This window comes from Methylobacterium sp. AC315 (genome assembly GCF_979253755.1).
On sequence record NZ_CEEDEA010000033.1, the window covers coordinates 1 to 20,541 of the forward strand.

At 67.6% G+C, this 20,541-nt stretch carries 27 protein-coding genes and 2 pseudogenes; 15 read left to right on the forward strand and 14 right to left on the reverse strand.

Annotated elements, in window-relative coordinates; genetic code table 11:
• Positions 1-77: 77 nt before the first annotated feature.
• A pseudogene (locus AC0IY0_RS26830) lies at positions 78-581 on the forward strand (MucR family transcriptional regulator); the annotation flags it as partial.
• Positions 582-887: 306 nt separating this feature from the next.
• Positions 888-1,097 carry a cold-shock protein gene (locus AC0IY0_RS26835; protein ID WP_147941461.1) on the forward strand — a complete coding sequence of 70 codons (210 nt, stop codon included), beginning with the start codon at positions 888-890 and terminating at the stop codon, positions 1,095-1,097.
• A gap of 311 nt (positions 1,098-1,408) precedes the next feature.
• On the opposite strand, the gene AC0IY0_RS26840 is transcribed toward AC0IY0_RS26835, so the two are convergent.
• The 4 genes from AC0IY0_RS26840 to AC0IY0_RS26855 all read right to left on the reverse strand — a co-directional run bounded on the left by AC0IY0_RS26840 (position 1,409) and on the right by AC0IY0_RS26855 (position 2,875).
• Positions 1,409-1,753, reverse strand: a complete 345-nt coding sequence (locus AC0IY0_RS26840) for a tyrosine-type recombinase/integrase (protein WP_471766211.1) — start codon at positions 1,751-1,753, stop codon at positions 1,409-1,411.
• Positions 1,754-1,914: 161 nt separating this feature from the next.
• Positions 1,915-2,151 (reverse strand): hypothetical protein, encoded by a 237-nt coding sequence (locus tag AC0IY0_RS26845; RefSeq protein WP_147910961.1) that lies wholly within the window; start codon positions 2,149-2,151, stop codon positions 1,915-1,917.
• Between the two features lie 78 nt (positions 2,152-2,229).
• Positions 2,230-2,373: a transposase gene (locus AC0IY0_RS26850; RefSeq protein WP_147910960.1), complete on the reverse strand. Its 144-nt coding sequence runs from the start codon at positions 2,371-2,373 to the stop codon at positions 2,230-2,232.
• Positions 2,374-2,605: 232 nt separating this feature from the next.
• Positions 2,606-2,875 (reverse strand): hypothetical protein, encoded by a 270-nt coding sequence (locus AC0IY0_RS26855; RefSeq protein WP_147910959.1) that lies wholly within the window; start codon positions 2,873-2,875, stop codon positions 2,606-2,608.
• Positions 2,876-3,133: 258 nt separating this feature from the next.
• On the opposite strand from AC0IY0_RS26855, the gene AC0IY0_RS26860 reads away from it, so the two are divergent.
• The gene (locus AC0IY0_RS26860) at positions 3,134-3,355 is read left to right on the forward strand and encodes a hypothetical protein (RefSeq protein ID WP_471766197.1); all 222 of its coding nucleotides are present in this window, start codon (positions 3,134-3,136) and stop codon (positions 3,353-3,355) included.
• Between the two features lie 730 nt (positions 3,356-4,085).
• On the opposite strand, the pseudogene AC0IY0_RS26865 reads toward AC0IY0_RS26860, so the two are convergent.
• The 3 genes and pseudogenes from AC0IY0_RS26865 to AC0IY0_RS26875 form a co-directional block, all read right to left on the reverse strand.
• Positions 4,086-5,116, reverse strand: a pseudogene (locus AC0IY0_RS26865) (IS630 family transposase).
• The gene (locus tag AC0IY0_RS26870; protein ID WP_471766198.1) at positions 5,073-5,177 is read right to left on the reverse strand and encodes a hypothetical protein; all 105 of its coding nucleotides are present in this window, start codon (positions 5,175-5,177) and stop codon (positions 5,073-5,075) included. The pseudogene AC0IY0_RS26865 and the gene AC0IY0_RS26870 overlap by 44 nt, the downstream one beginning before the upstream one ends.
• A 913-nt stretch (positions 5,178-6,090) precedes the next feature.
• Positions 6,091-8,235 carry a malate synthase G gene (locus AC0IY0_RS26875; protein WP_471766212.1) on the reverse strand — a complete coding sequence of 715 codons (2,145 nt, stop codon included), beginning with the start codon at positions 8,233-8,235 and terminating at the stop codon, positions 6,091-6,093.
• 155 nt (positions 8,236-8,390) lie between these two features.
• Between AC0IY0_RS26875 and AC0IY0_RS26880 the strand changes: the two genes are divergently transcribed.
• Positions 8,391-9,290 (forward strand): LysR family transcriptional regulator, encoded by a 900-nt coding sequence (locus AC0IY0_RS26880; protein ID WP_471766199.1) that lies wholly within the window; start codon positions 8,391-8,393, stop codon positions 9,288-9,290.
• A gap of 236 nt (positions 9,291-9,526) precedes the next feature.
• Here AC0IY0_RS26880 and AC0IY0_RS26885 read toward each other — a convergent pair whose 3' ends face one another.
• On the reverse strand, positions 9,527-10,315 hold the full coding sequence (locus tag AC0IY0_RS26885) for a class II aldolase/adducin family protein (RefSeq protein ID WP_147910221.1): 789 nt from the start codon (positions 10,313-10,315) through the stop codon (positions 9,527-9,529).
• A gap of 1,000 nt (positions 10,316-11,315) precedes the next feature.
• Positions 11,316-12,095, reverse strand: coding sequence for an SDR family oxidoreductase (locus AC0IY0_RS26890; protein WP_147910222.1), 780 nt, complete (start codon positions 12,093-12,095; stop codon positions 11,316-11,318).
• A 171-nt stretch (positions 12,096-12,266) separates the two neighbouring features.
• Between AC0IY0_RS26890 and AC0IY0_RS26895 the strand changes: the two genes are divergently transcribed.
• Positions 12,267-12,992, forward strand: a complete 726-nt coding sequence (locus tag AC0IY0_RS26895; RefSeq protein WP_147942012.1) for a hypothetical protein — start codon at positions 12,267-12,269, stop codon at positions 12,990-12,992.
• A gap of 54 nt (positions 12,993-13,046) precedes the next feature.
• Here the strand turns inward: AC0IY0_RS26895 and AC0IY0_RS26900 are convergent, their stop codons facing one another.
• The gene (locus AC0IY0_RS26900) at positions 13,047-13,184 is read right to left on the reverse strand and encodes a hypothetical protein (RefSeq protein ID WP_187278632.1); all 138 of its coding nucleotides are present in this window, start codon (positions 13,182-13,184) and stop codon (positions 13,047-13,049) included.
• Between the two features lie 459 nt (positions 13,185-13,643).
• On the opposite strand from AC0IY0_RS26900, the gene AC0IY0_RS26905 reads away from it, so the two are divergent.
• The gene (locus tag AC0IY0_RS26905) at positions 13,644-13,910 is read left to right on the forward strand and encodes a hypothetical protein (RefSeq protein ID WP_147910224.1); all 267 of its coding nucleotides are present in this window, start codon (positions 13,644-13,646) and stop codon (positions 13,908-13,910) included.
• A 92-nt stretch (positions 13,911-14,002) separates the two neighbouring features.
• Positions 14,003-14,257 carry a hypothetical protein gene (locus AC0IY0_RS26910; protein ID WP_147910225.1) on the forward strand — a complete coding sequence of 85 codons (255 nt, stop codon included), beginning with the start codon at positions 14,003-14,005 and terminating at the stop codon, positions 14,255-14,257.
• Between the two features lie 13 nt (positions 14,258-14,270).
• Here the strand turns inward: AC0IY0_RS26910 and AC0IY0_RS26915 are convergent, their stop codons facing one another.
• Together AC0IY0_RS26915 and AC0IY0_RS26920 are read right to left on the reverse strand one after the other, a co-directional pair.
• Positions 14,271-14,717 (reverse strand): hypothetical protein, encoded by a 447-nt coding sequence (locus AC0IY0_RS26915; RefSeq protein ID WP_147941612.1) that lies wholly within the window; start codon positions 14,715-14,717, stop codon positions 14,271-14,273.
• Positions 14,714-15,223 (reverse strand): hypothetical protein, encoded by a 510-nt coding sequence (locus tag AC0IY0_RS26920; RefSeq protein ID WP_471766200.1) that lies wholly within the window; start codon positions 15,221-15,223, stop codon positions 14,714-14,716. The genes AC0IY0_RS26915 and AC0IY0_RS26920 overlap by 4 nt, the downstream gene beginning before the upstream one ends.
• A 256-nt stretch (positions 15,224-15,479) precedes the next feature.
• Between AC0IY0_RS26920 and AC0IY0_RS26925 the strand changes: the two genes are divergently transcribed.
• The 6 genes from AC0IY0_RS26925 to AC0IY0_RS26950 all read left to right on the forward strand — a co-directional run bounded on the left by AC0IY0_RS26925 (position 15,480) and on the right by AC0IY0_RS26950 (position 18,297).
• On the forward strand, positions 15,480-15,923 hold the full coding sequence (locus AC0IY0_RS26925; RefSeq protein ID WP_147941613.1) for a hypothetical protein: 444 nt from the start codon (positions 15,480-15,482) through the stop codon (positions 15,921-15,923).
• Positions 15,924-16,116: 193 nt separating this feature from the next.
• Positions 16,117-16,527 (forward strand): hypothetical protein, encoded by a 411-nt coding sequence (locus AC0IY0_RS26930; RefSeq protein WP_147941614.1) that lies wholly within the window; start codon positions 16,117-16,119, stop codon positions 16,525-16,527.
• 121 nt (positions 16,528-16,648) lie between these two features.
• A complete protein-coding gene (locus AC0IY0_RS26935; RefSeq protein WP_187278633.1) occupies positions 16,649-16,825 on the forward strand; it encodes a hypothetical protein in 177 nt (58 codons plus the stop codon).
• 61 nt (positions 16,826-16,886) lie between these two features.
• Complete coding sequence (locus AC0IY0_RS26940) at positions 16,887-17,108, forward strand: hypothetical protein (protein ID WP_471766201.1); 222 nt, start codon at positions 16,887-16,889, stop codon at positions 17,106-17,108.
• A gap of 135 nt (positions 17,109-17,243) precedes the next feature.
• On the forward strand, positions 17,244-17,687 hold the full coding sequence (locus AC0IY0_RS26945) for a DMT family transporter (RefSeq protein WP_471766202.1): 444 nt from the start codon (positions 17,244-17,246) through the stop codon (positions 17,685-17,687).
• Between the two features lie 214 nt (positions 17,688-17,901).
• Positions 17,902-18,297, forward strand: coding sequence for a hypothetical protein (locus AC0IY0_RS26950; protein ID WP_246692972.1), 396 nt, complete (start codon positions 17,902-17,904; stop codon positions 18,295-18,297).
• A gap of 89 nt (positions 18,298-18,386) precedes the next feature.
• Here the strand turns inward: AC0IY0_RS26950 and AC0IY0_RS26955 are convergent, their stop codons facing one another.
• Positions 18,387-18,587, reverse strand: coding sequence for a hypothetical protein (locus tag AC0IY0_RS26955; RefSeq protein WP_246692323.1), 201 nt, complete (start codon positions 18,585-18,587; stop codon positions 18,387-18,389).
• 600 nt (positions 18,588-19,187) lie between these two features.
• On the opposite strand from AC0IY0_RS26955, the gene AC0IY0_RS26960 reads away from it, so the two are divergent.
• On the forward strand, positions 19,188-19,409 hold the full coding sequence (locus tag AC0IY0_RS26960) for a DUF6894 family protein (protein WP_147910232.1): 222 nt from the start codon (positions 19,188-19,190) through the stop codon (positions 19,407-19,409).
• A 116-nt stretch (positions 19,410-19,525) separates the two neighbouring features.
• Positions 19,526-19,969, forward strand: a complete 444-nt coding sequence (locus tag AC0IY0_RS26965; protein WP_147910233.1) for a DMT family transporter — start codon at positions 19,526-19,528, stop codon at positions 19,967-19,969.
• A gap of 14 nt (positions 19,970-19,983) precedes the next feature.
• On the opposite strand, the gene AC0IY0_RS26970 is transcribed toward AC0IY0_RS26965, so the two are convergent.
• Positions 19,984-20,271 (reverse strand): hypothetical protein, encoded by a 288-nt coding sequence (locus AC0IY0_RS26970; protein WP_147910234.1) that lies wholly within the window; start codon positions 20,269-20,271, stop codon positions 19,984-19,986.
• Positions 20,272-20,541 lie beyond the last annotated feature (270 nt).

Below are 20,541 nucleotides of genomic sequence, written 5' to 3' on the forward strand. Positions count from 1 at the left end.
GATCGGCAAAGCTTGATCGGATGCCAAACCTTCAGCACCGAAAGTGCGGAAGAACCAAGGTTGCACGCCGAAACACAATCAGCGAGCGTCGGGCCTGCCGGGCCACCGGTTTTGGCCGCTCGTCCCAGCGTTACAGGAAGCGCTCTGACCCGCAGGTGGCACTGCGGATGCGGCTGAAGGAACTCGCTGCCGCGCGGGTGCGCTACGGCTACCGACGGCTGCATATCCTACTGCGACGGGAGGGCTGGGAGGTGAACCACAAGCCCACCCCCTCGCAGATCCGGAAGTCGGTCACTCCCGATGTGCTGATCAGCTTCGTCGACGGCAAGCCGTACAAGACCCTGAAGCGGCACCTCAATGGCGTCGGCATGACGATCGAGCAGTACCGGGAGCGCTACAGCTTGCCGCGCGACTATCCCTCGACGGCCGCCAGCTACTCCGAGGCGCGCTCCAAGCTCGCCCACAGCTTCGGCCTCGGTCAGAAGCGTAAGAATGCGGCTCCGAAGGCCGCCGAGCCCGCTGAGACCGTCTCCGAGAAGCCCAAGCGTGCCGGCCGGCCGCGGAAGGCCAAGGAGGCCTAAGGAGGGGCTGATTAGCGCCTTCTGGAAAAGGTCGCGCCGGCGATCCTGACCGTCACGTTGATAGACATGGCGGCAGGTCCGTAGGGGATATGAAGGCCTCAAGCTTGTCCGCATGATTTGAAGTGTGGTTGTGATTGTCTCGCAAATAGCGTAGTGGTCACTTATCGATCTTTGGCCAAATATTGGGCCGCCTCGCCTCAACAGGGCGAGCGCTCGGCATTTCTCCCATTTTCGACGAATAACAATCGAGCGCGTGCAGTGCATGCGCTCAACCTATCGGCTTGCCTACAGCAATACGGAATATTTATGCCTATCGGTACTGTGAAATGGTTCAACGAAACCAAGGGCTTCGGCTTTATCCAGCCTGACGATGGCGGCAATGATGTGTTCGTGCACATCTCGGCCGTAGAGCGTGCAGGGATGCGTAATCTCATTGAGGGACAAAAGATCTCTTACGAGATGGAAAGCGACAAGCGCAGCGGCAAGCAGTCTGCTGGCAACCTCCAGTCCGCTTGAGCGTCGCTTATCTATCTATGACCAGCTTCGAAGCCGTTCCCCTGGGAGCGGCTTCATGGAGGACGATTGATGTCTCATAAATTCAAGCTTGGTCAGAGCGTTCGGCAGCTCGGTATCAACTACGGCAACAATAAAAGCACCGTCGTCGACGGCCTTTACGAGGTTGTTCGGCTCATGCCTGACGACCGGTCCGGCGAGCCTTGCTACCGGATTAAGTCTGATGGTGGCGAGCGTGCTGCTCGGGAAGGCGAACTCGCTCTCGTCTCCTAAGAAACCTCAGTCGAGCGGGTCCTATCGTGCAACCAGGCAGCCTATAAAAACCCGCTTCCTGAGTGCCCCTTAAAGGCGTTCGCTCGCAGAATGTATCCGACGACGGTCCGCGGATCCCGGTAGCCGGACTGATCCATGATCCGCGCGAGATCGGCCCCGCGCTCGGCTGCTGTGGTAATGTAGCCGGCTCGCAGGCTGTGAACCCCGAAGGTCGAGGCATCGAGCCCGGCAGCCGTACAGTACCGCTTGATGATATCGGCCACCGCGTGGGTGGTCAGCCGGGGCGTAGCAAGCGCCTCCTCAGTTTTGAGGGTGCCTCGCACATTCCCTGATCGTGACACCGGCCGGAACACTGGCCCCTGGACGATTCGGCCAGTTCTGCGCACCAACCAACTGGCAGATCGACTCCGCGCATCCGCGCCCGCGCCTCGACGGAAGCCGGCAGCCGCTGCTAAAGCTCCGGCGCCAACTGCTGTGCGTCAGAAGAGAACCCGGGGTTCCGAGGCGCGGCCAAGGCGGCTTCTCGGGGGAATCCAATCGTCGTTCACTACCCGCCGCCCTGTTGTCCGCGCCCGAATTTGCGCGCCAACGCTTCCTGCCAGCCGATCGGCGGGTCGATGATCCCGCGGAGCCGCGCTGCCTCTTTGACGTTGCGCAGAATGACGTCCCATTCGGCTTCGCTGGCCTGGGCAGGCGGTGCAAACCCCATCGCGTGCGCGATGGCCTCGGCCGATCGCCGCCACTCCGCTGGGAGGAACGGAAGGCTTTCGTTGTCGTCTGTCATGTGAGGCGATCCACCACTGCCCTTGCTCGAACGGCGAACCCTACAGAGGGCTTCGATCCTCGGCATATAGCCTCGGCTTCATTTCTTCACGGCTGCTTCGCGAGCGACATCCGAGGCCGACACGCCCGGCTCGAACGAGGCAACCACAAGCCGCTCTTTCACCGCCCGCGTCCAGCTTCGCCGCCGCTTCGACCTCACCAGTTCGATGCCCGACCGCGTCATGCTCAAAGTCCTAGGATTACTCCTATGACCTCAACCCGACCCGACCATCACACAAGGCGGTCCTCACCGGACGCGTACCCCCTTGATGGCGTACTCGCCGGCTCGGCCCCGTCGCCCGATCTGATCACGGGCCGGCGGGGGAGGTCGTCTATCTCACCGGCGTCTGCATAGGCTGCCGGGACTGGATGATATCCGGCCGAGCTACGATAGGTGCTACCGGCAGGCCATGCGGTCAGAAGCGGGTCTGCCGGATCTTGGTTGAAAGCTGCTCGGCGCGCCTCTTGTGGCTGCCACGTTTTGCTTCCTGCCGCGCCACATCCAGGACACGACGACGACCCTGGTTGTCCTCGATCTTTGACCAGAGGCGCACGAGGGCGAGAAGGTCGTCCCCTTCGTCGACAGACCGCTCGTCTATGAACTCGGCGACCGGCGCATCGAGTGCGCGAGCAACCCGTTCCAGGATAGAGGCGTGGTCGGCGAGACTGGGATCAAGCGTGTCCATAATCGCGCAACACGCCATCGATCGGTCAGATCGCGCATGAATTCAAGATACCGTGAAGCACCTTTGCTCGGCCCTTCCCATTGAGTCCATCCCGGAATTGGGGCGCTTCGTACCCACCCTGAGGCGCAAATCCAGAACTGGGCATGAGCAGCAACAACCGATCATGGTTGTAGTTCATTTAATGCAACTCATGAGCGAGTCTGTTAACTAACTGTTAACTTTGCCTTCACATCATAAGTGAGTTTTGAGGGTAGGGCTATGGATACAGATCGCGCGTCTGCTGACTTCATGAGGATTGATAGAGCGATCGTGCTGGATCGTGCCGTTCTTCAGGCAATCGATCTACGGGAAACTATCTTCGGTATTGATGATGGCGATTTGACAGTGATGATTGATGTTTTGTTGCTCTACCTGGGGCAGATGACAGCAAATTGCGTTCAGCAGTCAAAAATTAGAACAAATATGTCCGATGCGGCGTGACAGAAGTTTATTTTCTAGTACTTGGTTGCGAATAGATTTTAACTAATCGTTTTTGATTTTGCTGATGCGCAGATCTGTATAGTCTTCTTTGGCCGGCTTGAGCTTGTGATCTGATCACGGATGGCGGGGTGCGTAGGCTATCTCTTCGCGAGCACGCCGACTATGAGGCTCCATATCGTTCGATCAATTCCTGGCGTCCTGATGCGGTGATTTCGTACTCGGCGCTGTCTTCTGCCGGCCGCGCTCGACCAGTGCCCACCACCAATCCCAGCGTTTCAAGGCGCCGCATGTAGACGTTGATCTGATAGAACCGCGGTCCGGTCGCCGCGAGGGTTCGGAGCCGAGAGAGACTGCTGGGCGCGAGCTTATGCATCGCCGGAGAGTGTACCTATAGGCGGCTGTTGCGTCAGTCCTTGCTACCGCAAATCCACAGTGCCTTCCGCAATCGCACGCCGGGCCCTCACCATTCTCTTCGGGAAAAATGACCTCTGCAGCTTTACGATGCGGCGGGCTCGATGCACTTCTGAACCAATCGAGCGGCACGTAGCTGCGCGGTCCGCTCGCCCAGCACCTGTTTCTCGGCGTCGAGATCTTGGTTGACCTGATCTGCGTGTTCTCGGCGAACTGCGTCTCTGGCGGTGAACGAGCTGAGATGACCTCGGGCACGGGGATGCAATTTGGACATGGTGTGCAGTACCTCGTCAGCTCGACCGTGAGCTAGTGCACTGACTCAGACGGATGGTTCAGGGGTTCGATTGAGGGCGTCGAAGATGGCGGCGGCGGGCTTGGTCCAGACGAAGGGTCGTGGGCTTTGGTTGTGCTCACCGATGTAGCGTTTGATGGCGGCCTGCAGGTCGACGATGCCGGTGAAGGTGCCTCGCCGGAGGCGACGGCGCGTCAGCGTGGAGAAGAAGCCCTCGACGGCATTGAGCCAAGAGGCCGAGGTCGGTGTGAAGTGGAACGTCCATCGCGGGTGGCGGGTGAGCCAGGCGCGCACCTTCGGGTGCTTGTGGCTGCCGTAATTGTCGAGCACCACGTGGATCGCCTTGCCCGCGGGGACTGCCGCCTCGACGGTGTTGAGGAAACGGATGACCTCACCGTGGCGATGGCGCTGCATGCAGCGGCCGAGCACGGTGCCTTCCAGGACGTCGAGGGCGGCAAACAAGGTCGTGGTGCCGTGGCGGGTGTCGTCGTGCGTCTGAGCAGCGGGATGCCCGGGTCCGAGCGGCTGGTCGGGACGGGTTCGCTCCAGGGCCTGGATCTGGGACTTTTCGTCGATGGACAGCACGACGGCGTGGGCGGGCGGTTGCATATAGAGACCGACCACATCCTCGACCTTCTCGGCGAAGGCCGGGTCGTGGGAGCGCTTGAAGGTCCGCACCCGATGCGGTTGCAGGCGGTGCTCCTGCCAGATCCGCTGCACGGAGCGGAGTGAGATGCCGGTCCGCGCAGCGACGGCGCGGCCGGTCCAGTGCGTGACCTCGTCCGGCAGTTCCGAACACGTCAGCGCCAGCACCTTCGCCACTGTGCGGGTGGAATGCGGCGGGGTGCCGGGTGGGCGGGTCTTGTCCCGCAGCAGGCCCTCAACACCCTCCTCGGCAAAGCGCTGCTGCCAGCGCCAGACCGCGGGCCGGCTGTGACGCCGGCCTGCCGAGCCACGTCCCGCACGCTCAAGCGTTCGAACGAGAGCAGGACGATGCGCGCCCGCAGGATGTGCTTAAGGGGGCGGGATCGATCTCCGGCGATCGTGGACAAAGTCAACTTGGTGGCGTCGTCGAGGAGCACGCAGACGGCCTGAGCCATCGCCCAGACACGCATGCATCCCCCCCGTGTGAATCCTCTGACCGCGTCAGTGCACTACGAGGCTGAGGAGCGCGGTGGCGAGTGCCAACATCCAGACTGTCGAGCCTTGTTCGTTAGGCGGGTCAGACGGATCTGGGTTTAAGGGGGTAGGAGACATAGGCGGGCTGCAGCCTCAAGCGAGCGCTCAATCACTGCCACAACGACGAGGCGCCAAACGCTGTTGCAAGAAACGTAGCAGCCGGACCGCAAACGCCTCGCGGCATCAGCACGCAGGTCGAACGGGGCCAAGCGGCTGAAGCTCAGGGTGGGGTTGGATGGGCTCCCATGATGGCGGCCGCCAGCAACGTCCGAAACCCCTTCACCTGTGGCTGAGACCGATCCGCCATCGTGGAAGCTGGAGAGGCGCTCACGAGGGCTGCGAGGTCGAGGCTGTGGCCGCTGACGAAGCGATAAGGCCAAGCCGCTGAGTCTCGCATTTAGATATAGCGAGGGGAAGATTACCGCGGCCGAGGCTGAGGTACTGTCTGGACTTATTGACGGCTGCCACTCCTCGGTCGGTGGACAGAAATGCGGACAGAGCCTGAACCCAACGGCAACAGCTGACGCGAGCTTGACACTTTCGCCCCCAAATCGCGCAGGAAGCCCCAGGAGGCCCGGCGTTGACTTCCGGACACTACACACGTGGATGTCTCGATGGAACGGAGCCGCCGCTGGGCCGCCTCTGGCCGCCTTCCCCCCGGGTCTAGCCTCCAGTTCACTCTGGCCGATCCGCGCGCGTCGGGCCATCCGAGCGCGTGGCCTCGTCCGTCTGGGAGGCGCCCGCCCCTGCGCTACCGGTCAGAACCGATGCGGATCCCGGTGACGGTTCGCGACGCGCAAGCGTCGCTGAGACCCGGCCGAGGCTCCTCCGCGCAAGCCCGGGACGGCGCGCGTCACGCGCCCCGGCGCTTCGCCGCCCGGCGGTAGCGGTGCAGGACGAACTCGGTGTAGCCGTTCGGCTGGGCCGCACCCTCGAAAATCAGGGCCTCCGCGGCTTGGAAGGCCGGCCCGTCGAAATCCGGTCCCATCGGCCGGTAGGACGGATCGCCGGCGTTCTGGCGGTCGACGATACCGGACATCCGGCGCAGGGCCTCGGCGACCTGCACGCGGTCCACGATCCCGTGCCGGAGCCAGTTGGCGATGTGCTGGCTGGAGATGCGCAGGGTGGCGCGGTCCTCCATCAGCCCGACATCGTGGATGTCGGGCACCTTCGAGCAGCCGACGCCCTGGTCGATCCAGCGGACCACGTAGCCGAGGATCCCCTGGCAGTTGTTGTCGAGCTCCTCCCGGACGGCCTCGGGCGGGAGCGCCTCCGTGGCCAACGGCAGGGTCAGCATGGCGGCGCGGGTCGCGGGCGCCCGGCCGCGGAGCTCGGCCTGGCGGGCGCGCACGTCGGTCCGGTGGTAGTGGAGCGCGTGGAGCGTGGCCGCCGTCGGGGACGGGACCCAGGCGGTGTTGGCGCCGGCCTCCGGGTGGTCGCCCTTCGCGGCCAGCATCGCCGCCATCCGGTCGGGGGCGGCCCACATGCCCTTGCCGATCTGGGCGTGGCCCGGCAGCCCGCAGGCCAGCCCGGCATCGACGTTGCCGTCCTCGTAGGCCTGGATCCAGGCGGTGGCCTTCATGGCGTCCTTGCGGACCACCGGGCCGGCCTCCATCGTGGTGTGGATCTCGTCGCCGGTCCGGTCGAGGAAGCCGGTGTTGATGAAGAACAGGCGGTCGGCCGCGGCGGCGATCGAGGCCCGGAGGTTCGCGCTGGTGCGCCGCTCCTCGTCCATCACGCCGATCTTCAGGGTCCGCGGCGCCAGCCCCAGCAGCGTCTCGACCCGGCCGAAAAGCTCCGCCGCGAACGCCACTTCGTCGGGCCCGTGCAGCTTCGGCTTGACCATGTAGACCGAACCTGCCCGACTGTTGCGGAGCGGGCCGGTGCCCTTGAGATCGTGGAGCGCGATCAGCGCGGTAATCGCCGCGTCCAGCATCGTCTCTGGGATCTCGGCGCCGTCCAGCTTCACGGAGTCCGTGACCATGTGATGCCCGACATGGCGCACCAGCATCAGCGACCGGCCCGGCAGGCTCAGGCCGCCGCCGTCGGGGGCCGTGTAGGTCCGGTCCTCGGCAAGCCGCCGCGCGATGGTGTGGCCGCCCTTGGGCAGATGCGCGACGAGGTCGCCGCGCATCAGGCCGAGCCAGCTCCGGTACACCGCGACCTTGTCGGCGGTGTCCACGGCGGCAACCGAATCCTCCATGTCCATGATGGTCGAGAGGGCGGATTCGAGCACCACGTCGGCGATGCCGGCCGGATCGGTGCGGCCGATCGGGCTGGTCCGGTCGAGCCGGATCTCGATGTGCAGCCCGTGATGGCGCAGCAGAATGGCGTCAGGCGCCTGCGCGGCACCGGTATAGCCCGCCAGCGCGGCCTCGTCCGCCAGCCCAGCCGTCCGGCCGCCGAGATCCACCGCGAGGCGTCCCGCCGTCACCGCGAAGCCGGTGGCCTCGGCCCAGGCGCCGGCGGTCAGCGGCGCGGCGGCGTCCAGGAACGCCCTGGTCCGGGCGACCACGGCCGCCCCGCGGGCCGGGTTGAAGCCCTGGCCCGGGGCGCGGTCGCCGTCCTGCGGGATCGCGTCGGTGCCGTAGAGCGCGTCGTAGAGGCTGCCCCAGCGGGCGTTGGCGGCGTTGAGGGCGTAGCGCGGGTTCGAGATCGGCACCACGAGCTGCGGGCCGGCGATCCCGGCGATCTCCGCATCCACGTCCGCGGTGGTGACCCGCACGGCCTCCGGCTCCGGCTGCAGGTAGCCGATCTGCGCCAGGAACGCCGCGTAGGCCGCCGGATCGTGCGGCTGGCCCGTTCGGTCGCGATGCCAGGCATCGATGTCGGCCTGGAGCGCGTCGCGCCGGTCGAGCAGCGCCCGGTTGCGCGGGGCCAGATCCCGGAGGATCGCCGCGAAGCCCGACCAGAACCGGTCCGCGTCCACGCCCGTCCCGGGCAGCGCCTCCTCGGACACGAAGCGGCGGAGGTCTTCGGCGACGACGAGGCCCGACATGGCGATCCCCTGGGCTGGCGCGCGCATGTCAGAAAAACTTGAGCGGCGCGTGAAGAATCTTTGACGCCCCAGCGATAGGACCCTTGGCTCCGGCGAAAAAGGCGCCAAAAGGGATTTGATTCTTTCCGCGGCGTTGAGAATGCGGATCCCACCCGATGCACGACCACAGCGATCTGGAGATCTTCGCCCGGGTGGTCCGGGCCGGCAGCCTCACCCAGGCCGGGGCCGAACTCGGCCTGTCGGTGGCGGTGGTCTCGAAGCGCCTGAAACGGCTGGAGGAGCGGCTGGCGGTGCGGCTGCTGCACCGGACCACCCGGCGGGTCGCCCCCACCGATGTCGGCCAGGAGTTCTTCCAGCGGATCGCCCCGATCGTCGATTCCATCGCGGAGGCCGAGACCTTGGTGTCGCAGCGGGCCTCCCGGGCCCGGGGCACCCTGCGGGTGACGGCGCCGACCTCGTTCGGGCGGCTGCACATCGTCCCGCACCTGCGGGCCTTCTTCACGCTCCATCCCGAGATCGTCCTGAACCTGGAGCTGAGCGACGATTTCGAGCCCATCGTGGAGCGCGGCTACGATCTCGCGATCCGGGTCGGCGCCCTGGAGAGTTCCGGGCTGACCGCGCTGCGCCTCGCCCCGGTGCGGCGGGTGTTGTGCGCGCGCCCGAGCTACCTCGACGCGGCCGGGCGCCCGGCCGGGCTCGACGACCTGCGCGGCCATGTCTGCCTCGCCACCGAGAACCAGAACCCGTGGCGGCTGGTCGGGCCGGACGGGCCCTGCACGGTCGGCGCCGCCGGGCCGCTGCGCACCCATTCCAACGAGGTCGTGCGCGAGGCGGTGATCGGCGGGCTGGGGATCGCCCTGCGCTCCACCTGGGACGTGCACGCGGAATTGCGCAGCGGCCTGCTGGAGGTGGTGCTGCCAGCCTACACGGCCGCCGCGCAGGCCGGCATCTACGCGGTCTATCCGAGCCGGGCCTTCGTCCCGGCCAAGACCCGGGCGTTCCTCGACTTCCTGAAGCGCACCTACCGGTCGAGCGCCGCCTGGCCGGAGCCGTGAGGCGCCCTGCCCGGCTCGCCGGCGGGTAAAAAAGGACCTGGCTCGGGTCCCCTCTCCCGCACGGGGGTGAGAACCTGCGCGCCACGCACCCGCGGCATGATCACGGCATGATCACGGCATGGTCACGGCTCCGGTGGAAACCGGTGTAACCCGTAGCCACAAGGGGCCGGAGAGCGCCGCCCGTGTTCCAGACGACAACGTCCCACGCCCCAAAACCTCCGCCATCCGTAGCCGGCTCACTGAGCGCAATCGGGATCGGTGCGGGCCAGCATCCGCTTGAACGCGGCCCACTCGTTGTCGGGCGCGCCCTGGACGGCGACGCGATCGTAGCCGGCTGCGTATTGCCCGGCGGTCTTGGCCGCGATGGCGGCGGAGGGCCGGGTGATCGGCGCCCCGGCCGCCTGGATCGCCAGCTGCGCCCGGCACGAGCGCTCCAGGTTGTGCATCAGCTTGAACGCCTCGCCGACCGAGCGGCCGCAGGTCAGCAGCCCGTGGTTGCGCAGCACCATGACGGGCTTGTCGCCGAGGTCGGCCACCAGCCGCGCCCGCTCGTCGAGGTCGAGGGCGATGCCCTCGTAGGCGTGATAGGCGAGCCGGCCGGCGAACTGCATCGACCACTGGTTCAGGGCGAGCAGCCCCTCCTCCTGGCACGACACCGCGACGCCCGCGACCGTGTGGGTGTGCAGCACGCAGATCGCGTCGTGGCGCGCGGCGTGGATGGCGCTGTGGATCGTGAAGCCGGCGGGGTTGATGCCCAGCCCCATCGGATCCTCGAGCACGCGCCCGTCGATATCGACGGTGACGAGGTTGTGCGGCGTCACCTCCTCGAAGCGCATCCCGTAGGGGTTGATCAGGAACCGATGCCCCTCTCCCGGCAGCCGCGCCGAGATGTGGGTGTAGATGCTGTCGTCAAGGCCGAGCCGGTGGATCAGCCGGTAGGCCGCAGCCAGGTCGAAACGCATCGCCTCGACCGCGGCGGGGTCGGCTGCGGGGTCCGGGGCGCTCGAATGGGCGGCTTCGATCATGCGACGGCTCCTGGCTCGCTGGGCGGCATCGCCGACAGGGTGCACCAGGGGCCGGCGGCCGGCAATGCATCGGGGCCGATCGCTGGAGTCCTGGATCCGCACAAGGTCCGGGACCTTGTGCGGATCCAGGGCGGAGCCCGGGTGTGGGGCATAGCCCCATGATCAGGGGCTCCTTCCCCGAACCCCGCCAAAGGACTTGCCTTTTGGGAGCCCTTTACTCCGCGATTTTTTATATTATTCCTATCTTGTGCTCATGGTCTTACCGCCTGCCGCGATATGTCGTGAGACGTCCCACAGCCGCCGGCCCGGTTAGCCGCCGGATCGGCGGCTGTGGGACGGGGCCCGCGTCTGCCGTCGGCTGCGGCAGCCTCGGGCGCGGGAACGCGACACCCCCCGACTCGGGCTGGGCGGCGGTCGGCGGAAGAAATTCCTCCGGTCGTTCAGAGGCCCGCGGCGACCCTGTCCTGGCGACCCTGGCCTGGGCGGTGCGGCGGTTCTGCAGCGCTCTCCACTACGAGGGGGCGTGCGACGAAGGCTCGCTCGGAAGTGCTGAGGGGCGATGAGCACCTCGGGTCGGATCTTAGCGCAGGCGCGTTCCCGCGTGACGAACACCAGACGTAAAAGACGGATGGGGTGGTGCGATCAGCCTATCGGCGGCGGCGCCACCTGTCCGCGGGACGCCGGGGAGCCGGCTTTGTGCAACGTTGCGTTCGGGCTTCGCGGCGTCCCGCGTCACCCCGGTTGCGCCTGGGTTTTTTAGGCCATGCCCCCGGCGGTGTTTTCCGCGCGGGGCCGATGCGGTGTGTCGAAAGCCGTCGAGCCCCGCACCGTCGCAGACCATCCCCCTCATCCTGAGGGACCGAAGCGGAGCGGAGGTCTCGAAGGAGGGCTCCGGGAATAGCGCGGTCGGCTTGAGGCTCCTTCGAGGCCCGCTGATGCGGGCGTCTCAGGATGAGGGAGAGATGACGGGATGGGTGGGATGGGCCGGCCGGACAGGCGTTCACAACGTCCCGGGATATGCTCCGCCGTCCATCAGCAAGTTCTGGCCGGTGATGAACCCGGCGTGGCGGCTGCACAGGAACGCGCAGGCGGCGCCGAACTCGTCCGGCTGGCCGAAGCGGCCCGCGGGGTTGTCGCGCGCCCGGGCTTCGAGGAACGCCTCCACGCTGGTGCCGGCCTTGGCGGCGCCGGCGGCGGCGTTGCTGCGGATCCGGTCGGTGTCGAACGGGCCGGGCAGGAGGTTGTTGATCGTCACGTTGTGCCGCACCGTCTGGCGGGCGAGGCCGGCCACGAAGCCGGTCAGCCCCGAGCGGGCGCCGTTGGACAGGCCGAGATGCGCGATCGGCGCCTTCACGGCCCCGGAGGTGATGTTCACGATCCGGCCGAACCTGCGCCCGATCATGCCGTCGACGGTAGCCTGGATGAGGGCGATCGGCGCCAGCATGTTGGCGTCGAGCGCCCGGATCCAGGCGTCGCGGTCCCAGTCGCGAAAATCCCCCGGGGGCGGGCCGCCGGCATTGTTGACCAGGATGTCGGGCTCCGGGCAGGCGGCGAGCGCGGCGGCCCGGCCGGCCTCGGTGGCGATGTCGCCCACCACCACGGTCACGGCGGCGCCGGTTTCCCGGCGGATGGCCTCGGCGGTCGCCTCCAGGGTCTCCGCGGTGCGGGCGGTGATCGTCACGGCGACGCCCTCGCGGGCGAGCGCCAGGGCGCAGCCCCGGCCGAGACCCTTGCTGGCCGCGCATACGAGCGCCCGGCGCCCGCTCAACCCGAGATCCATGGATGCCTCCGAGAACCGGTCTTCCCGGCGAGGACCTTTGCGGGATGGTAAGGCGCGCCCGTTGCCGCCGGCACCCGGGGCGGGGCGTATGCGGGACCGGGCGTGCCGATCCGCCGAAAGACTTATCGAACCCGATGCAACCTGTGGGATTGGTCTCTCATGGAGGTGCCCATGATCGTGCTTCGGATTCCTTTGGCCGGGTTTGCGCTCTGGGCGCTCTCGGCCGGACTGGCCTGCGCGCAGCCGGACGTCACCGGGACCGGCGGAGGCCCGCTCTCGACCGAGAAAGTGCCGAACACCACCGCGGTGGGACAGACCAAACCGCCGAGTCGGGACGCCAGCCCGGCCGAGATCCGGCCGATCGCGCGCCGGACCCCGCGCCAGGTCGCGGACAACGCGATCAGCACCCGGATCTGCATCGGCTGCCGGCCCGATCCCGGCACCACCGGCTCCTTGGCCGAGCCCTTGCCCAGCGCCTCGCCTGCCTCCTTGCCCAACGCGTCGCCCGGATCCGGACCGGAGGCCGGCGTGCCGGCCAAACGCGACGTCCAGCTCGACGAACTCCGGACCCTGGCGCCGCCCAAGCAGCAAGCCGACCTCGACACTCTGCCGCTGGCCTCCGCGCACCGCGAGCAGGCGCGCTCGGCACAGGATAAGACCGATGGCCTCTGGCAATCGTGGCTGGTCTCGGTCTGCGACGGCTGCGGCGATCAGAAGCCGGCCCGGCATCTGAAGCTCGAGGATTGGCCGGACCGGGAGGCTGCGATGGCCCCAAGTGCGGCCGACCACGGCAGGACGCCGCCGACCCGGGTGCGGGCCGCCGCAACCCCGCCGCACCGGAGTCTGGCGGCCGACCTTTCGCCAGAGAACATCACCGGGATCCGACGCATGCCGTGAGCGGCCCCCTCCCCGCCCCGTCCCCGGTGGCGGGCCCGAAAAGTGAGGTGCGCGCTACCAGGTCCGCAGGTCGCGGCGCGCGCCCGCTTCCGGCACCTCGTCAAGGCACGGGGCTACGAACCCAGCCCAGAGCAGGGCGCCGACGCCGGTCAGCAGCGGGGCGGTGATACTGAGAACGAGACTGAGGGTCACGGTGGCCTGCTCGCTGGACAGCTTAGAATTGCCCGGATGCAGCAATCATCGTCGAAAAATATTGTTTTGCCCTTAAAATGAATGGTCGTTTTGAGGTGGATTCAGCATGTCGCCGGGATCGATACCCGTTGCGCACAGACTGGGCGGCCGGCGCCTCGCAGGAGCGCGCGGTCCCGTAAGGATAGGGAATCGTTCCGGGTCGGGACGTCTGTTGGGCGGTCGGCCGCTTATAGCGGGAGCGGCGGGCGCATCGGCGACGACCGGGAGCCGGGGGTACCGGCGAGGCGGGCGAGCAAGGCTCCCCCTCCCGCCTCGCCGGTACTGGCCTGCGTGGGGGGTACGCAAGTCAGTAATCTACGCCTATCATTCCGGCTATGGAGTCGCCAATCAGCGGTTTATACTGAGCGATAGAGCATAGGCCGCTATTGGCGTGTTTCTGTATTGCATCGGGATGGATTGATGGCGGCCCTTCTTGCGGATCCGTTCGGCCGGCAGCTGTTGAGTCTGCTCACCGCGGATTACGGGCTCCCCGGCGATCCCGGGCGGCGGGTCCTCCGGCACGAGCTGCAGCAGCTTCAGCTGCGCGCCCAGGCCGCGAGCGCGCCCCGATCTGTGACGCTGGCGATCCGCGCGGCGCTCGCCGCCCTCCGGGCCGAGTTTTCCGGGCCTCTCCCAATTGCACCTTGCCCAATCGCGTCCGGCCCGGGCGCCCTGCTCGGATTGTGACCGTGTGGCGGGGCGGTCGGCACTCTTCATCGGGCTGTTACAACCAGGAACTAGAGGCATCCTGCGTAACATCATCTCAGGAGCGAAGGCGGATGCCGGCCCATTATTGTATTAACCCGCTCGATCCGTATGCCGAACAGGAAGTCCTCGTCACCTACGACGATCACCGGCCGTTCGTGACGGTCCGGTCCGCGGTGGACGAGGAGGGCTACGACATCCTGACGGAGCTATCGGCCGAGTGCATCCGGATCCTGCAACTCGAGATCGCCGGGTATCACGGCCATACCGCGCCCTACGCCTGGACACCGCACGCGGTCGACGTCGTGGCGGCTCCGGAGGTTGCTTGACCGCGGCGGCGCGTCAGGGCCGGGGCGGGTCCGCGGCGAGCGTGCCGAACTCGCTGACCATGCATTCGTGCATGCGTCGCAGCCACATATGCGCCTCCGTCGCGCGGGCTTCCGCCCGGTCGGCCCGCTCGGCCGCCAAGCGGACCTGTTCCTCGGCCCGCTCCGCGCGGGCAACCGCCTCGCGCATCGTCGCCTCGGCATGGCGGGCCCGGTCCTCGGCCGCCCGCGCCGCCGCATCCGCCTCGCGGACCGAGCGCTGCGCGTCTCGGGCGGAGTCCCGCGCGCGCTTCTGCATCTCGCGGACCCGAGCTGCGACGCCCCGGACGGCCAGCAGCGAGGCCGACCAATCCTCGTCCTCCGCGGACGCGACGGCGTCGGGTCCGGAGAACAGCGCGACCACCCGGTCCACCGGCTCGACTTCCGGGGGGACCGCTTGCGCTCGGGCCGGGCTGCTGCTCATGCGGCGGCCTGATCGGTCAGGTCGGAGAATTCGGACATGATCGCGTCCTGGACGCGGGCCAGCCACTCCTCGGCGTGACGCGCGCGATCCTCCGCCGCCCGGGCTCGCGCCTCGGCCGCCTTGGCGCGCTCTTCGGCGGCGATGACCTGCGCTTCCGCGCGAATCTGCGCTTCCCGCGCCTGAACTTCGGCGATGCGGGCCCGTTCGTTCGATGCATTGATGTCGTCGCGGACCCGCTCCAGCACGTGCTCGATGCGCTCCTCGCGCTCCCGAGCCTGGGCCTCGACTTCCCGCGCTTGCCGGGCCGCGGCCTGCACCCGGTGGATCAGCGCGTCCCAATCCTGCGGCGACGATTGCGGTGTCGGCAACGGGGCCTGCTCGTTCAGCGACGACACCACCCGCAGGACGTTGCCGAGATTGGCTTCCGGGGCTGCGCCCGGCTCGCGCTTCGATTTGTCGGCGGTGCGGAAGCGCGGATCGTTCAAAAGCCGCTGCAGCTCGCTCACGGGGCGCCCTCTCCCTGCCTGTAGACGTTGGGTGATTAAACGACGCGCAATGATTAACAAACCATTAAAATCAAGTCGGCAGGGTGAGGGTTTGTTAACATAGGCTGCGCCCGGTGCTGGAATTCGCGCGGGTTGGATGGACCGCGCCGGCCGGCTCCGCGACACCGGAAAGGCCGACGCTCCCCCGGTCGCTCGCGGAACTGGATGGGCTGCTGCCGGCTTCCCTTCAGACGGATTCCTGCCGGAGAACAGCTTGATGCGGAACAGTGCCCAGGATCGAGGTCCGACCTCCTCCGGGCCGGACCGGGACCCGGCGCGTGGGTTCGCAGACGCCCTGCGCGATCAAGCACACGGCTATGCCGGTAAGCGGCGGGCCGATGCGGTCCGGGTCGTCTCCGATGTCGGCGATGCCATCCGGGATTCGGGCGCGGGCTTCGATGGGCTGCCGCATGTGAAAGCCTTCTTCGAGCAGGCCGCTCTCGGTGTCGACGGGCTGGCCGAGGACATGTCCCGCCGCTCCTTCGGCGAGATGTACGACGCGGTCCGGGCAGCCGCCCGGCGCCGGCCCGTCCTGACCGCGGCCGCCGCCATGCTGGCCGGCGTCGCGCTCTATCGGCTGATCAACCCGCCCGGGATCCGGCCGGTGCCGCGCTCGCGGGCCCTGGTCCCGGTCGACGTCCTGCCGACGCCGGACCTGTAGGGCCGCGTCGCGGAGCGCGGATCCCGGTAGGCGGCGGACCCGGATGGGACGGCAGATCAGCAGAGTTGCGCAGGGTCTCGCGGATCGTCCTGGACATCCGCTCCGGGACGAGGCCTGAGAGTTTCGATTTCGTATTGTACCGAGGGCCGGAAACCGGCACCGCGGGACGATGCCCCACCGGAGTACAGGACCCATGACCAACGCGGCGGACGAACTCGAGCAGGACGTGGAGGCGAGCCGCGGGCGCCTGGATCGCACGCTGGGCGATCTGCAATCCCGCCTTCAAGGTCCGGGCATCCCCCGGGATCTCGGCGACCTGAAGCGGTCCGGGCAGGCCGCCGGCGAGGCGGTCGAGCGTTTCGTCGCCGACGTGCGGGTCAACCCCGTGCCGGCCCTGCTGATCGCCGCCGGGCTCGGCCTGCTCGTCTACGACGTGTTCCGGTCGACGGCGCGCCGGCGTTCGACCGCGCTCGCGGCCGGATTCCCGGCTGCGGATCGGGGTCTCGCCGCGAACCAGGCGGATCGGATGGAAAAGCGGCTCGACGAGGCGCTGGAAGAGAGCTTTCCCGGCAGCGATCCGGTCTCGGTGCGGATCACCAAATAGCGCGCATCGGTCTCCCCGAGGCCCGGGGAGAGCGGGCCGGCCCCGCCCTCCCCGCTTCGGCGGGCGCCCACCGTCGCCCCTCGTTGGGTCACCGCCGAGAGAGACCGCGCCGACCGGGCCGGTGACCGATCGATCATCGGTCTTCGCCCTGACAACGCCGAACAGACTGAAAAATCTGCTTTCGATGAACCCGATTGTCATGTCATCGGGCAACGCCGTCGATCGGCGATGGAACATGCCTGCCGCCGAACCCGTATTCATCCGGGTGGCGCGCGGCTACGAAGCGAAGGGGGGCTGACATGACCGACAGGGACCCCGACGCGCATTCCAGCCCAGAATGCGATCCCCGGACAGCTCGGATGCCGGAGGTTCTGCGCCTCTCGACGGCCCTGGCGGAGCAGATGCTGGCTTCTCAGATCATGGGGCGGGCGATCTCGGGCGATCAACTCGCCGCGCTGGTGTGTGCGGCGCGCCTCCTTCAGGACAGCAACGTGCCCTGGCCGCCCCTCGTCCACGAGGTCGTGCAGGATCTGGCCGACCGCATGGATACCGCGGGACCGCAGCCGGACGGGGTGCTCTGACAGGCATCCGACACCCCGTCGGACCATCCCCGCGCGGTTGTCGCGGCAGTATGAGAGGTCACCGACCTCGGTTGTGCGCCGCCACGGCCCCGACCGTGTCGCCAACCCGTGCCGTCACAGATCGGGATCTCAACCATGTGGTACCTGTACGGCTTCGTTTTGCTGGCGGGCGTCGCCAATGCCGTCCAGGCGGGGCAGAACGGGGCGCTCTCCAAAGGGCTTGCCGAATCGCTGACCGCGGGGCTCGTGGTGGCGGCCGGGACTGCCACCTGCATCCTCGTGGTCGGCCTCCTCTCCGGCAGGCTCACCTGGCCCACGGCGGATCAGGTGATGGCGATGCCCTGGTGGGCGTGGTTCGGTGGGATCCTGGGCGGCTGCATCATCCTGGCGCAATTCATCGTGGGGCGGCAGATCGGGGCCGCACCGTTCCTCGGCCTTCTCGTCACCTCTGGTGTGATCACCTCGATCGTACTGGACCATTTCGGCTGGGTCGGCTTCGAGACGCATCCCGCCGGCCTGTGGCGCATCCTCGGCGGCGTCCTGATGGTCGCCGGTGTGGCGCTGGTTGCAACCTTCTGACAACGGGGCCGACTGCACCGCCGGCATGCCGGAACGGTCCCGCTCCGCACGGGGTTGCCCTTCGGAGAGTTCAAGGAGAGCGCGATGCTGACGGGTGGTCTGCTGTGGCTGATCGGGGTCCCGATCCCCGTCCTCATCCTGATCTGGTTCTTCTTCCTGCGCGGGCGATAGCGTGCCCGACCGGCGGTAAATCCCTGAGATGCGGACCCCTGTGATGACCGCGCGCCCTAGTGAGCGGACCGGCCGCCGTGCCCGCTCGACGCGGTCGTCGTCTCGACAAGGCTCCGCCGGCCTGTATCGTGCCGGGATGCGCACCGCCCTCGCCGCCCTCACCCTCAGTATGGCTGCCGGGGTCGCACTCGCACAGCAGCCGCCGCCCACGGTGCCCGAACTGCTGAGCGCGGAGGCGCGGGCCGCGCTCGGATGCGAGGGATCCGGCGATCCTGCCGTCATCCGCGAGCAGTGCCGGCTCCGGGACCGACTAAGCGGACGCCTGGCCCAGGCCGGCTATTGCTGGGGTCGCAAAGGGCAGACCGACGAGAAGAAGGACTGGCACGCCTGCCAGCCCGACTCGATCTTCGAGGACGACATCGAGGCGGTACAGCGCTGAGTCTCGATCTCGAACGGTCGCGGAGCTTCGGTGCCCCCGATGCGCCGAGCATCGGGACGGCTTCCGCTGAAAAAACGGCAGACCCTCGTCTAGCTGATCGCCGCCGGGTGCCGCGATGGCGCGCCCTTGTAGTGGCGCGGGATCAGCGGGCAGCCATCGTGGACGCGGAAATGTGACGGCGAAGCGCGCCGCACCGCCGTATAGCCACCCTGAATCATCAGGCGTCCGAAGCAGGCCGGGCAGCGCTTGAGGGCGTCGCGATGGCGCGCTTGCGCCTCGTCGACCGTCATGGCCACCCAGGCTCCTTCGACGGAGACTTCGCAGGTCGGGGTTCCGGGCTTCACCATGACGCGACGATGCCGTCTGTCGGCGGGCCGCGCCAGCGCAGGGACGCCACAGCGGGCCGCCGACAGACGGTCAGGTTATGCCGCAAAGCGTCGCGGCCAGACCCTGTCCGGGCATCCTCACGCCGAGCTCGTATGCCGGATGGTCGATCGCACTCTGCGCGGTGGCGCAGCAACTACTTCTGCGCCGACCGGGTCTTGATACAAAGCAACACGCGCCGGATGTGGTTGCGCAGCTGGTCTTTACTGTCCGACGGCGCGTCGGTTTTCTTGGCCGAGTCCGGTTTGTTACACGTCGACATGGCAAGTGCCCCAAGGAAGGAGCGCCACCTCAGCGGGCCTTAGGGCCTTGGTTCGGAAGGCGATCGCTAAAAGCTTTAGTGGATCGTCTCGCCAAAATCTCGACATAATTGCAACTCGCGCAGCCAATTCAGATTTGAGATATTTTAAGGTTTATCGTTGTTTTTGAATGCTGCTGTGCTGTTACGCACTACGTAGCCGAATTCATGGACCCTTACGGGGGATTCGATCTGGGGGACCTGCCAGATGCCCGAGCGCTTCTACTTCGACATCGAGAACGGCGCCGAGGCGATCCGCGACGAGGACGGCGTCGAGGCTGTCAGTCTAGATGCGGCCCTGGAGGAGGCCCGGAGCGTGATCCGGGAGATGGCCGCCGAGTTGGCGACCGCAGATCCCGACGAAGCGTGGATCCTGATCGTGCGCGACGCGTCCGGATCCGTGGTCGGGCGGTTGCCGGTCACGCCCTAGGATCCGCGCACGATCCTGCGTGGATCGGCGGGGCCGCACCGCCGCCGGCGCCAGGCGCGTCAAAAATGCGCGGGCGGGCGGCGGATCTTGGCCGCAGGTCCAAGAGCTAGCGGAGCATGTGGTATCTTTACGGACTCACCATCCTCGCCGGCCTCGCCAATGCGATCCAGCCCGGCCAGAACGCGACGTTGTCGAAATCCCTCGGCTTGCCGATTACGGCCGCCCTGCTGACGCTGCTGGTCAGTACGGCCGCCCTTCTGGTGGGCGGCCTCGCCGTCGGCAAGCTCGAGATCCCGAGCGGGCAGCAATGGGCGCAGGTGCCCTGGTGGGCCTGGCTCGGCGGGTTCCTCAGCATCCTGCTGATCCTCGCCCAACTCTACGCGTCGCCGGCCATCGGCGCCGCGTCCTTCCTCGGCATCATCGTCACCGTGGGCGTGGTCGCGTCGATCGTGCTCGACAATTACGGTTGGGTCGGCTTCGCCGTGCACCCGGCAAGCCTCTGGCGGATGCTGGGTGCCGTCCTCATGATCGCTGGCGTGGCGCTGGTCGCGCTGTTCTGAGCGGCGGACGCCCTTCAAGCCGGGGCGGCGGCGGCCACAACCTCGGCGGCGTAGCGGGCCCGGCCTGGCCCGTCGGCTAGCACGCCGCTATCGGCGCACCACGCCGCGAACGCAGCGGGCTCGATCGACACGCGTATCACGGCGACGCCGCTGCGCTGGACCTCGCGCTCCATCTGCTCGGTGGCGATCCGCCAAGTCTCGTACCGAGGCGGCAGCCGCGGTCCGTCGGCGAGGCTGGCGCGGAGCGCCTCGTAATGCTCCGGGGCGTACCAGGGCAGGCCCACGCGACGCGGACGGGTCATCGGAAGCTCGCAGGCCATGGGCGTGGATATGCGACCCCGACCGCTCCTCGGCCGGCATCACGTCCCTCAACGGCGCAGCGCGGCGTTCGGTTCTGCCGCGCTTCCGGCATCAACACTCCGCCGGCCCTCGACACGTCGCTCGGTCGTGGCGTGGAATCGTATCTGCGGAACGATCCGGCCGTACTGAGGCGTGCGCCGACGCTCTCCCGTCCGTCATCGGTCCGACCGGCTGCCCTTACCGCAGCCTTGCGGGCCCCGGCGGCGCGATCG